The following is an 11,830-nucleotide window of genomic DNA, read 5'->3' as shown; positions in this document are numbered from 1 at the left end:
GTCAGGGCAGCAGCCGCCGCTCGGTGGCCACCGCCACCGCCCCGGCCCGGGTCTCGACCCCCAATTTCCCGTAGATCCGTCCCAGATGGGTCTTGACCGTGGCCTCGCTGATGAACAGGGCCCGGGCGATCTCCCGGTTGCCCAGGCCGCGGGCCAGCTGCCGGAGGATGTCGCGCTCCCGCTCGGACAGCCCGGGGCGCGGGCTGCGCATCCGGGCCAGCACCCGGTCGGCGACCGGGGCCGACAGCGCGGTACGGCCGGAGGCGGCGTTCCGGATCGCCGCGAACAGCTCCTCCGGGCGCTCGGCCTTGAGCAGATAGCCGGTGGCCCCCGCCTCGATGGCACGGGTGATGTCGGCGTCGGTGTCGAACATGGTGAGGACCAGGACGCGGGGCGCGGGTGGATCGCCACGGACCAGCCGCCGGGTGGCGGTCACCCCGTCCATACCCTCCCCGAGCTGGAGATCCATCAGCACCACATCGGGCCGCAGCCGGGTGGCCATGGCGAGGGCCTCCTCGCCGCTGCCCGCCTCGCCGACCACCTCGATGCCCTCGGTGCTGGCCAGCAGCGCCCGCAGTCCGGCCCGCACCACGGCGTGGTCGTCGCAGAGCAGCAGCCGGATGGCGGGCGGGGACGGGGCCACGCTCGGAGCGGGGCCGGGCGACGGGGACGGCGACGGGCCCGCGTCCGGGCCGGACGAGGAGGAGGAAGAAGACGGAGGCGGGGACGGGGACGGGCCCATGGCCGGGCCGGACGACGAGGGGGAAGAGGGGGAAGGGGACGGGGACGGGCTCATGGCGTGGCCTCCACGGGGCGGTCGGGGACGAGGGCGGGGAGGGGCTCCACGGGGATCGCGGCCGAGACCACGGTCCCCTCACCCGGTGCGGACTCCACGGTGAGCGTGCCGCCCAGCTGCCGTACCCGGGCCCGCATGGCCGGGAGCCCGTGTCCGCGCGACCGGTCCGCACCGGCGACCGGGACGGCGCCGGTGTCGAAGCCACGGCCGTCATCGGCGATGTCCAGACAGATCTGATCGCCCATCCAGGTCAGGGTGAGCGCGGCCCGGCCCGCCCCGGCGTGCTCCCGCACATTGGCCAGCGCGCCCTGCGCGATGCGCAGCAGCGCGGCCGCCACCCGCTCGGGCAGTGGGCCGAGGGGGCCGTCGAGCCGGAAGTCCACCGTCCGCCCCGGGCCGCTCTCCCGCTCGGCGAGCGCGCCGAGCGCCTGGGCCAGGGAGCGCTCGGCGAGGTCGGCCGGGGCCAGGTCCTGGACGAACCGGCGGGCCTCGGCGAGGCTGCGGGAAGCGATCTCCGCCGCGTCCCGCATATGTCCGCGGGCCGCCTCCGGATCCGTCTCCCAGGTGCGGTCCGCGGCCTGGAGCAGCATCCGCTGACTGGACAGCCCCTGGGCGAGGGTGTCATGGATCTCCGAGGACAGCCGCTGGCGCTCGGCCAGGATCCCCGCCCGCCGCTCGGTCGCGGCCAGATCGCGGCGGGTGCGGACGAGATCGTCGATCAGCGTCCGCTGCCGGGCCGACTGCCGCCGCAGATGGATGAGGACGGCGGCGGCCACGGCGGCGATGGCGGGCGGCGCGATCAGCGCGTTGGGGTCGAAGCCGTCGTGCATGAACCGCAGTTTGGAGGCGACGACCAGCGCGGTGAGCACGGCGGCCAGGGGCACCGCGAACCGGGTGGGGAGGGTGTGCAGACCGGTGAAGAACAGCGGCATGGCGCACCATGCGGCGCTCGGCGCGAGGACCAGCAGCGCGACCCACGCGGCCAGCACCGCGGTCAGCCAGACCAGATAGCGGCCGGAGGGCCGGCCGCCGGGGCCCGGCGCGGGCGCCGGCCACCGTCCGGGCGGATAGAGCGCGCCGAAGGCCACGAAGAGGGCGATGACCCAGCCGTTCGGCGCGCCGCCGGTGTCCCGGATCAGATAGCGGACCAGCGAGGACCCCAGCAGCAGGAAGAACGCGATGTGCAGGACCGCCGTCAGCCACCGCTCATCCGGATCGTCCGGCCCGTCGGATCCGGACCGCCCGGACCAGGCCGACCAGGTGGCCGACCACAGCACCGACCACGGCGCCCGCCCGGACCGCCCGCCTGCCCCGACCGCCCTGCCCGCCGACCGCACCCCGGCCCCTCCTCGCTCCCCGGTTCACCCCGGATCCTCGGTTCTCTTCACTGCTCTTCGATTCGCTCCCCCAGCCAGTCCTAACGCGCCAGGCCGGACGTCGCATCATCCGATCGGTTGATACGACGATCACCCGGATCGCCCGCGGACCGGGGCCGCTCCACCGATCCCCGTCGCCGCCACGGCGCAGAGGCTGGTACCGACCAGAGCGACGCGGGAACGCATAAGCCGCCGCGTCCGCACCTCGAGCCCGAGAGAGTCCCCATGCCCGCCAAGAACCTCAGCGTCAATCGCTCCGCCCTCGGTCACCGCGTCTCCTACGCGCTGCGCCATCCGCAGCGCGTCCCGCGCCATCTGGTCCGCGCCACCCGGGACGCCTGGCTGCGCTACCGCTACCCGGACCATGTCGCGTACTACCGCGCCGTGATGCGGTCCGACACCCGCACCAGCCCGGAAGCGGCGGTCGGCAGCCGCAGCCATGACCGGTGGCTGGCGCTGGGCGAGATGCAGTTCGACTATCTCCTCGGCCACGGTCTGCGGCCGGAGCACCGGATGCTGGAGATCGGCTGCGGCAATCTGCGGGCGGGCTGGCGGTTCATCGGCCATCTGGAGCCGGGCCACTACTACGGCGTGGACATCTCGCCCGAGATCCTCGCCGCCGCACAGGACACACTGGTGCGCCACGGGCTCCAGAGCCGCGTTCCCACCCTCACCCCGGTCCGCGATCTGACGCTGCGGTTCCTGCCCGACGCCCACTTCGACGTGGTGCACGCGCACAGTGTGTTCTCGCACTCGCCACTGCCGGTCATCGAGGAGTGCCTGGCCCATGTCGGCCGTGTCATGGCGCCGGGCGGCTGGTTCGACTTCACCTTCGACCGCACCGAGGGCGTGGAACACCAGGTGCTGCGGGAAGACTTCTACTACCGCACCGATACGCTCATCGCCCTGGCGGAGAAGCACGGTCTGGCGGCCCGCTTCATGGCGGACTGGGAGGAGCTGCCGCACGGCCAGTCGAAGATCCGCGTCACCCACCGCGAGGCCGGGCAGACGTCCTGACCTGGCCCGCGCTCTTCCCGCAGCGAAGGAAGCACACCATGACCGCACACTCCCCCGGCCTCGTCCCCTTCCATCTGGCCATCCCCGTCGACGACCTCGACGCGGCCCGTGAGTTCTACGGCAAGGTGCTCGGGTTCGCCCAGGGCCGCTCGGACACCAAGTGGATCGACTGGAACTTCCGCGGCCATCAGGTGGTCACCCACCAGGTGGGCGACGGCCCGGCGAAGACCCCGCGCGACGCTGTCGCCGGAACCAACCCGGTCGACGGCCACCAGGTGCCCGTACCGCACTTCGGCCTGGTGCTCCCGGTGCCGGAGTTCCAGGAGCTCGCCGAGCGGCTCAGGGCGGCGGGCACGGACTTCGTCATCGAGCCGTATGTGCGCTTCGAGGGCGAACCGGGCGAGCAGTGGACGATGTTCTTCCTCGACCCCGCCGGAAACGCCCTGGAGTTCAAGGCGTTCGCCGACATCGAGCGGCTCTTCGCGGTCTGATCCGCCCGGCGGGCCGTTCCCCGGCCCGCCGGACGCGCGGGGTCCGTGGGGGCGCTCGGTGGCCGATGCTCCCCTCCGCGTCCGCCGACTATTCGACGGCGCATTACCCGAGGCATATGTGCCCTTCGACCCCTCCGTTGACGTTCTTCCCGATCCTGTGACGCACTTCATATCGCAACACACGGGACAAACTCGTTGCTAGAGAGTGCCGTAGACTTTTAGTACGTACTGTTGCGTGGTGGATAGACGAATACAGACGAATAGATTGAGCACCAAGAGGTCACTCATGCAGCCCTTCGTACTGAAGCACGCAATCCCCGCCGAACGGTCGGCGGCCAGTGTTCCCTACGCCTATAGCGCCGCCTTGCAGTTGAATGTCCTCTCCGACGGCCGTCCCGCCATCGCCGACCGGGCGGTGCTGCTGGCGACCGGCACGACCACATCCACAGCCGGCTCCAAGACACACTTCGACGACTGACGTTCACATACGTCGATGACGGTACTCATCCTGACGAGCCGCCAGGATGTCACCGCCGACTTGGTGGTGGCGGAACTGCGCGAACAAGGCGTCCCTCTGGTGCGTTTCGATCCGGCAGACCTTCCGGATCAGGCCGCCCTGTCGACCGAATTCGACCGTGGTGACTTCACGGGATATCTGTCGACCGAGGGACGTCTCGTCAGCATCCACGGTGTGCGGTCCATCTGGGTCCGCAGACCGGGCCGACCCGCCGCCCACGCGCCGAATCCGTCGGAGTGGCTGACGGCCGAGTGCGGACAGGCGCTGTACGGGATGCTCTACGCGACAACGGCACGCTGGATGAACCATCCCGCGGCCGCCGAACCGGCCCGCCACAAACCGTTCCAGTTGCGAGTGGCCCAGCACAGCGGTTTCGCCGTGCCGTCGACTCTTGTCACCACCTATCCGCGCGCGGCGCGGGATTTCGCCATCCAGTGCGCGGACATCGTGGTGAAATCCGCCTCCGGTCCGCCCTCCGTCGATCCACCGGTCGCGCTGCCGACGACCCGCATCGGACCGGACACGGATTTCTCCGATGTCGCGGCCGGGGCCACCCTTCTTCAGCGGTACATTCCCAAACGGGCCGACATCCGGCTGATCTGCGTCGGCAGCGAGTTATACGCCGCGCGCAAGACCGCCGCCTCCGGCCAGGTGGACGGGCGCTATGGATGTCATGGACATCACTGGGAAGCCGTCGATGTGCCCGCCAGAATCGCGCGCTCCGTCCATGAGTACATGACGCTCACCGGCCTCGCCTACGGGGCCTTCGACTTCGCCGAGGACACCGAGGGCGTTTGGTGGTTCCTGGAGTGCAACCAGGGCGGCCAATTCGGCTTTGTCGAGTTGGAAACCGGTCAGCCCATCGCGGCCGCGGTCGCGTCCTGGCTGGCGGCGCCCAGCGTCGCCCACCGGTGAGAACGGCGTTCCCGCACATCCGCACACATACCGTGACGGCCGGCTACGCGGAGGCATGACCTGGGCCTTCGCCAGGGAGGACGAGGCCGGCGGCGCCCGCGCCACCGTGGCATACGCTGCGCACCCCGCTCGATGCGGGGCGTGGCCACCGGTCGCGGTGCCGCCGTCCGGGCGCTGCGCCGGACCGGCCGGTCGGTCGTATGCTGAAGCGAGAGTCTGCGCTACCCAGGGTTTCCAGCCCCTCCCCCAGCGCGGGAGGTTCCGATGACCGTCGCCGAGAGCAACCGCCCCCACCCGACGGACGCGTCCCGCTATGTGCCCATCGCCGAGCACGGTCTGATCGGCGATCTGCGCACCGCCGCGCTCGTCGACACGGGCGGCACCATCGACTGGTACTGCCCGGTCCGGTTCGACGCGCCCAGTGTGTTCGCGTCGATCCTGGACACCGACCGTGGCGGTTCGTTCCGGCTCACGCCGGATGTGCCCGCCCGCACGAAGCAGTTCTACTTCCCCGACACCAATATCCTCATCACCCGCTTCTTCGCGGACGACGGGGTCGCCGAGGTCCAGGACTTCATGCCGATCGTGGACGACTCGCGCGAGGCGGACCGGCACCGGCTGATCCGCCGGGTGCTGTGCGTACGCGGATCGCTGCCGTTCACCGCGCGCGTGGCGCCCCGGTTCGACTACGCCCGGCAGTCGCACACGGTGCGCACCGAGCAGGGGCTCACGATCTTCGATTCCCCGGAGCTGTCGCTGGCGCTGACGTCCAGCGTCACCGTGGAGACCGACGGACCCGATGCGGTGTCCACGTTCAAGCTGGTCGAGGGCGAGGCCGCGGTTTTCGCGCTGGACCGGATCGGCGGCGCCGTGCGGCCGCGGCACTGTCCGCAGGCGGAGGCGGAGGAACTGTTCAACGCCACCGTGCGCTACTGGCGCCGCTGGCTCTCGCAGTCCCGCTACCGCGGGCGGTGGCGGGAGATGGTGCACCGCTCGGCGCTCACCCTGAAGCTGCTCACCTACGCACCGACCGGCGCCATCGTGGCCGCCCCGACCACCAGCCTGCCCGAGCAGATCGGCGGCGAGCGCAACTGGGACTACCGGTACGCATGGGTCCGCGATTCCGCGTTCTGCATCTACGCGCTGCTGAGGCTGGGCTTCACCCAGGAGGCCGAGGCGTTCGTGCGCTTCCTCTCCGAGGACATCCGCCTGGGCGACGGCCCCGGCGGCCCGCTCCAGATCATGTACGGCATCGACGGCCGCAGCGAGATCCCCGAGCAGATGCTCCCCCATCTGGAGGGGCATCTGGGCTCGTCCCCGGTCCGGGTCGGCAACGCGGCGGTCGACCAGCTCCAGCTGGACATCTACGGGGCGCTGGTGGACTCCCTCTACCTCTATGACAAATGGGGGCAGCCGCTGGCGAGCGGCCACTGGGACGCCGTCTGCGAGGTGGTCGGCTGGGTCTGCGACAACTGGGACCGGCCCGATATGAGCGTCTGGGAGACCCGCTCCGGACCACAGCACTTCCTGTACTCGCAGCTGATGTGCTGGGTCGCGATCGAGCGGGCGATGCGCATCGCCCGCCACCGCGGCCTGCCCGCGGACATGTCCCGCTGGTCGCGGGCGCGCGATGACATCTACCGGCGGATCATGCGCAGCGGCTGGTCGCCGCGGCGGCTCGCCTTCGTACAGCGCGAGGGCGAGGAGGTGCTCGACGCCTCGGTGCTGATGATGCCGCTGTCGAAGTTCATCTCCCCCACCGACCCCAAATGGCTGTCCACCCTGGACGCGCTGGGCGAGGAGCTGGTGTCCGACTCGCTGGTCTACCGCTACGACCCCACGGTCAGCCCGGACGGGCTGCGCGGTGCGGAGGGCACCTTCTCGATCTGCTCGTTCTGGTACGTCGAGGCGCTGTCCCGGGCCGGGCGGGTGGACGAGGCGCGGCTGGCCTTCGAGAAGATGCTCACGTACGCCAACCACGTCGGGCTGTACGCGGAGGAGATCGGCCGCACCGGTGAGCAGATCGGCAACTTCCCGCAGGCGTTCACCCATCTCGCGCTCATCAGCGCCGCGTTCAACCTGGACCGGGCCCTGGGCTGACCGCGCGGCCGCGAGCGCCGCCCTCACCGAGGCCCACAGCGGCCGGACCGCCCGCCGGGCGGCTGAGCCGGTCGTCGGTGGGTGGCCGGTTCAGCGCGACGGCGCCGGGACCACCAGGGCGCGGCCGTCGGGGAACCGGCCCACGCCCTTGACGTAGGCGGCATTGCTCACCTGCACGATCAGCTCCCGCATTCCGCTCAGCGGCGTCAGGTCCACCACCGGCCCCTGCCCCGGCGTTGAAGCGGCGTTCCGGGTCCATGTAGAGCACCACCCGGCGCGGCCGGAGGGTCACTCTGCGTATTCCGGCGATCATGGATATCCAGGACCGGATGCCATCCCGTACACCATCCACGAGAACTCGATCACACCCCGGGCGTGCCACGTGGAACGCGGCAGTAGGGTTCGCCGACAAGCGTGTGTTGGTACCGGGCAGCAGGTAGAAGGGATCGGGCATGTTCCGCAAGGTGCTGGTCGCCAATCGTGGAGAGATCGCCATTCGCGCCTTTCGCGCCGGCTATGAGCTGGGCGCGAGAACCGTCGCCGTGTTCCCGCACGAGGACCGCAACTCGCTGCATCGGCTCAAGGCCGACGAGGCGTACGAGATCGGTGCGCCCGGCCATCCGGTGCGGGCCTATCTCTCCGTCGAGGAGATCGTCCGCGCGGCGCGCAAGGCGGGCGCGGACGCGGTATACCCCGGATACGGCTTCCTGTCCGAGAACCCCGAACTCGCGCGCGCGTGCGAGGAGGCGGGGATCACGTTCGTGGGGCCCGGCGCGCAGACCCTGGAGCTCACCGGGAACAAGGCGCGCGCGGTGGCCGCCGCCCGTGCGGCCGGGGTGCCGGTGCTCGGCTCCTCCGAGCCGTCGACCGATGTGGACGAGCTGGTCCGGGCCGCGGACGAGCTCGGTTTCCCGGTGTTCGTCAAGGCCGTCGCCGGTGGTGGCGGGCGCGGGATGCGCAGGGTCGAGCGCCGCGAGACGCTGCGCGAGTCCATCGAGGCGGCGGCCCGGGAGGCGGAGTCCGCCTTCGGCGATCCCACGGTCTTCCTGGAGAAGGCGGTGGTGGAGCCCCGCCATATCGAGGTGCAGATCCTCGCCGACGGGCAGGGCGATGTCATCCATCTGTTCGAACGCGACTGTTCGGTGCAGCGGCGTCACCAGAAGGTGATCGAGCTGGCGCCGGCGCCCAATCTGGATCCGGAGCTGCGGACGCGGATCTGCGCGGACGCGGTGAAGTTCGCCCGGCAGATCGGCTATCGCAACGCCGGCACGGTGGAGTTCCTGCTCGACCGCGACGGCAACCATGTGTTCATCGAGATGAATCCGCGGATCCAGGTCGAGCACACGGTGACCGAGGAGATCACCGATGTGGACCTGGTCCAGGCACAGCTGCGGATCGCCGCCGGTCAGACACTGGCCGACCTCGGCCTCACGCAGGACACCGTGTATCCGCGGGGCGCGGCGCTGCAATGCCGGATCACCACCGAGGACCCGGCCAACGGCTTCCGCCCGGACACCGGCATGATCAGCGCGTACCGCTCGCCGGGCGGTTCGGGCATCCGGCTGGACGGTGGCACCACCCACGCCGGTGCGGAGGTCAGCGCGCACTTCGACTCGATGCTGGTCAAGCTGACCTGCCGGGGGCGGGACTTCACCACCGCGGTCGGCCGGGCCCGGCGCGCGGTGGCCGAGTTCCGCATCCGCGGCGTGTCCACGAACATCCCGTTCCTCCAGGCGGTGCTGGACGATCCGGACTTCCGGGCCGGACAGGTCACCACGTCGTTCATCGAACAGCGGCCGCATCTGCTGACCGCGCGTCACTCCGCCGACCGCGGCACCAAACTGCTCACCTATCTCGCCGATGTCACGGTGAACAAGCCCCACGGCGAGCGGCCGCATCTGATCGACGCGACCACCAAGCTGCCCCCGGTGCCGGACACCGAACCGCCCGCCGGTACCAAGCAGCGGCTCACCGAACTCGGTCCTGAGGGTTTCGCGCGATGGCTGCGCGAGTCGCCCACGATCGGTGTCACCGACACCACCTTCCGGGACGCGCACCAGTCGCTGCTGGCCACCCGGGTCCGCACCAGGGACCTGCTGGCCGTGGCCCCGGTGGTGGCGCGGACCGTGCCGCAGCTGCTGTCGCTGGAGTGCTGGGGCGGGGCCACCTACGACGTGGCGCTGCGCTTCCTCGCCGAGGACCCCTGGGAGCGGCTGGCCAAGCTGCGCGAGGCGGTGCCCAACATCTGTCTCCAGATGCTGCTGCGCGGCCGCAACACCGTGGGCTACACGCCGTATCCGACCGAGGTGACCACCTCCTTCGTCCGGGAGGCCACGGCCACCGGGATCGATATCTTCCGGATCTTCGACGCGCTGAACGACATCGGGCAGATGCGGCCGGCGATCGACGCGGTACGGGAGACGGGCACCGCGATCGCCGAGGTGGCGCTCTGCTACACCTCCGATCTGTCCGATCCCTCCGAGACGCTCTACACCCTCGACTACTATCTGCGGCTCGCCGAGCAGATCGTGGACGCGGGCGCGCATGTGCTGGCCATCAAGGACATGGCCGGGCTGCTGCGCGCCCCCGCCGCGGCCAAGCTGGTGTCCGCGCTGCGCAGGGAGTTCGACCTGCCGGTGCACATCCACACCCATGACACCGCGGGCGGTCAGCTCGCCACCTATCTCGCGGCGGTCCAGGCCGGTGCGGACGCGGTGGACGGCGCGGTGGCCTCCATGGCGGGCACCACCTCCCAGCCGTCGCTGTCGGCGATCGTGGCCGCCACCGACCACTCCGACCGGCCGACCGGACTCGACCTCGAGGCGATCGGCGGCCTGGAGCCGTACTGGGAGGCCGTGCGCAAGATCTACGCACCGTTCGAGGCGGGCCTGGCCTCGCCGACCGGACGGGTGTACCACCATGAGATCCCCGGTGGTCAGCTGTCCAACCTGCGCACCCAGGCCATCGCGCTCGGCCTCGGCGACCGCTTCGAGGAGATCGAGGCGATGTACACCGCCGCGGACCGGATCCTGGGCCATCTGGTGAAGGTCACCCCGTCGTCGAAGGTGGTCGGCGATCTCGCGCTGCACCTGGTGGGGGCGGGTGTGTCGCCGGAGGACTTCGAGGCGGAGCCGGGCCGGTACGACATCCCGGACTCGGTCATCGGGTTCCTCCGCGGCGAGCTGGGCAATCCGCCGGGCGGCTGGCCCGAGCCGTTCCGCGGCAAGGCGCTGGAGGGCCGCGCCGCCGCCAAGCCGATGGCGGAGCTGTCCGCCGAGGACCGGGAGCAACTGGAGAAGGATCCGCGGGCCACGCTGAACCGGCTGCTGTTCCCCGGCCCGACCAAGGAGTTCGAGGCACATCGGCAGGCCCACGGCGACACCAGCGTGCTGGACAGCAAGGACTTCTTCTACGGGCTGCGCCCGCGGCAGGAGTACACGGTGGACCTCGAGCCCGGGGTCCGGCTGCTGATCGAGCTGGAGGCGATCGGCGACGCCGACGAGCGCGGGATGCGTACGGTGATGTCCTCGCTGAACGGGCAGTTGCGCCCGGTCCAGGTGCGGGACACCTCGGCGGCCTCGGACGTGCCGGCCACCGAGAAGGCCGACCGGAGCGACCCCGGCCATGTGGCGGCGCCCTTCGCGGGTGTGGTGACGCTGGTGGTGGCCGAGGGCGATCAGGTGGCGGCCGGGGCCACCGTGGCGACGATCGAGGCGATGAAGATGGAAGCCACCATCGCGGCCCCGAAGGGCGGCACGGTCTCGCGCCTCGCCATCAACACGATTCAGCAGGTGGAGGGCGGCGATCTGCTGGTCGCCCTCGTCTGAGCCGACAGCGGCGGCGAGCCGCCGCCACCGGTCCCACGGCCCTCGGGTCAGGGGCGTCCGGTGGCGGCGGCTTCGTATGCCCGCGGAAAGGTGTCCACCGCGGGTGGGGCATCCACCGCCCGGTCGAGAGCGCCTCGTCGGACACCTCGACACCTATCCGCTGTTCCGGGACTGCCGGGCGGCCGAGGCTCGATCACCGGCCGTCGGGCACGTCGGTTGCGTCGGACACGTCGTGCACATCGGCTGCGCCGGACACATCGGATGCCTCGGCCCCCGGCAGATGGCGTGCCACGGAGGCGTTGAGCCGCTCCAGGAAGTCGGTCAGCCGGGCCAGGTCCTCATCCGGCCAGTCCGCGGTGGCCTCGCCCAGCAGCCGGGTCCGCCGGGCGGCCGCCAGGGCGATATGGCGGCGCCCGGCGTCGGTCAGGTCCACCCTCCGTATCCGCCGGTCCACCGTGTCCCGCACCCGGGTGACCAGCCCTGCCGCCGTCAGCCGGTCCACGACGCGCACGGCGCGGGCCCGGTCGGAGAGCAGCAGGGCGGCGATGTCGGACACGGTGGGTGGCGGTGGGGAGCCGGCCTCGACGAAGCGCAGCACCCGGTAGCCGGTCGGGGTCACCTCCGCGGGCAGCCCGTCCAGGAAGCGCTCCCGTACCAGCGGTCCGTACAGCCCGTACCGGGCGTGGCGCAGCTCCCGCAGCACCGCGTCCAGCCCGCGCAGCTCCTCGTCCCGATCGTTCACAGGGAACAGCGTGCTGCGCGGATACGCCCCTGGCAACGTCCATCCGCCA

Annotated in this window: 10 protein-coding genes; 6 read left to right on the top strand and 4 right to left on the bottom strand. The window is 71.1% G+C overall.

The features are described 5' to 3' along the window. Position 1 precedes the first annotated feature (1 nt). A complete protein-coding gene (locus NQU54_RS20350; protein WP_306278903.1) occupies positions 2-742 on the bottom strand; it encodes a response regulator in 741 nt (246 codons plus the stop codon). A 50-nt stretch (positions 743-792) separates the two neighbouring features. Then, complete coding sequence (locus tag NQU54_RS20345; protein WP_257632365.1) at positions 793-2,073, bottom strand: sensor histidine kinase; 1,281 nt, start codon at positions 2,071-2,073, stop codon at positions 793-795. Positions 2,074-2,397: 324 nt separating this feature from the next. Here NQU54_RS20345 and NQU54_RS20340 point away from each other — a divergent pair, with 324 nt between their 5' ends. The 5 genes from NQU54_RS20340 to NQU54_RS20320 all read left to right on the top strand — a co-directional run bounded on the left by NQU54_RS20340 (position 2,398) and on the right by NQU54_RS20320 (position 7,212). Next, on the top strand, positions 2,398-3,189 hold the full coding sequence (locus tag NQU54_RS20340) for a class I SAM-dependent methyltransferase (RefSeq protein WP_093701596.1): 792 nt from the start codon (positions 2,398-2,400) through the stop codon (positions 3,187-3,189). A 38-nt stretch (positions 3,190-3,227) separates the two neighbouring features. Continuing rightward, positions 3,228-3,680, top strand: a complete 453-nt coding sequence (locus NQU54_RS20335) for a VOC family protein (protein WP_257632296.1) — start codon at positions 3,228-3,230, stop codon at positions 3,678-3,680. A gap of 286 nt (positions 3,681-3,966) precedes the next feature. Next, entirely contained in the window at positions 3,967-4,158 is a 192-nt protein-coding gene (gene tgmA / locus NQU54_RS20330; RefSeq protein ID WP_069872196.1) for a putative ATP-grasp-modified RiPP, read from the top strand. A gap of 15 nt (positions 4,159-4,173) precedes the next feature. Next, a complete protein-coding gene (gene tgmB, locus NQU54_RS20325; RefSeq protein WP_257632295.1) occupies positions 4,174-5,112 on the top strand; it encodes an ATP-grasp ribosomal peptide maturase in 939 nt (312 codons plus the stop codon). 264 nt (positions 5,113-5,376) lie between these two features. Then, positions 5,377-7,212 (top strand): glycoside hydrolase family 15 protein, encoded by a 1,836-nt coding sequence (locus NQU54_RS20320; protein WP_257632294.1) that lies wholly within the window; start codon positions 5,377-5,379, stop codon positions 7,210-7,212. Between the two features lie 90 nt (positions 7,213-7,302). Here the strand turns inward: NQU54_RS20320 and NQU54_RS20315 are convergent, their stop codons facing one another. Further along, positions 7,303-7,428, bottom strand: a complete 126-nt coding sequence (locus NQU54_RS20315) for a hypothetical protein (protein WP_257632293.1) — start codon at positions 7,426-7,428, stop codon at positions 7,303-7,305. A 236-nt stretch (positions 7,429-7,664) separates the two neighbouring features. Between NQU54_RS20315 and NQU54_RS20310 the strand changes: the two genes are divergently transcribed. After that, positions 7,665-11,039 (top strand): pyruvate carboxylase, encoded by a 3,375-nt coding sequence (locus NQU54_RS20310; RefSeq protein WP_257632292.1) that lies wholly within the window; start codon positions 7,665-7,667, stop codon positions 11,037-11,039. A gap of 193 nt (positions 11,040-11,232) precedes the next feature. On the opposite strand, the gene NQU54_RS20305 is transcribed toward NQU54_RS20310, so the two are convergent. After that, positions 11,233-11,781, bottom strand: coding sequence for a MarR family winged helix-turn-helix transcriptional regulator (locus NQU54_RS20305; RefSeq protein ID WP_257632291.1), 549 nt, complete (start codon positions 11,779-11,781; stop codon positions 11,233-11,235). Positions 11,782-11,830: the final 49 nt, after the last annotated feature.

The sequence above is a fragment of the Streptomyces malaysiensis subsp. samsunensis genome (assembly GCF_024519315.1).
Classification (GTDB): Bacteria; Actinomycetota; Actinomycetes; order Streptomycetales; family Streptomycetaceae; genus Streptomyces; species Streptomyces malaysiensis.
Note: the sequence above shows the minus strand (reverse complement) of the source record. Positions and strands in the feature narration are given on the sequence as shown.

Coding starts and splice junctions, on each gene's coding strand:
- tgmB (WP_257632295.1), top strand. CDS start 4,174: ATGACGGTACTCATCCTGACGAGCCGCCAGGATGTCACCGCCGACTTG.
- NQU54_RS20340 (WP_093701596.1), top strand. CDS start 2,398: ATGCCCGCCAAGAACCTCAGCGTCAATCGCTCCGCCCTCGGTCACCGC.
- tgmA (WP_069872196.1), top strand. CDS start 3,967: ATGCAGCCCTTCGTACTGAAGCACGCAATCCCCGCCGAACGGTCGGCG.
- NQU54_RS20320 (WP_257632294.1), top strand. CDS start 5,377: ATGACCGTCGCCGAGAGCAACCGCCCCCACCCGACGGACGCGTCCCGC.
- NQU54_RS20350 (WP_306278903.1), bottom strand. CDS start 742: ATGGGCCCGTCCCCGTCCCCGCCTCCGTCTTCTTCCTCCTCCTCGTCC.
- NQU54_RS20310 (WP_257632292.1), top strand. CDS start 7,665: ATGTTCCGCAAGGTGCTGGTCGCCAATCGTGGAGAGATCGCCATTCGC.
- NQU54_RS20335 (WP_257632296.1), top strand. CDS start 3,228: ATGACCGCACACTCCCCCGGCCTCGTCCCCTTCCATCTGGCCATCCCC.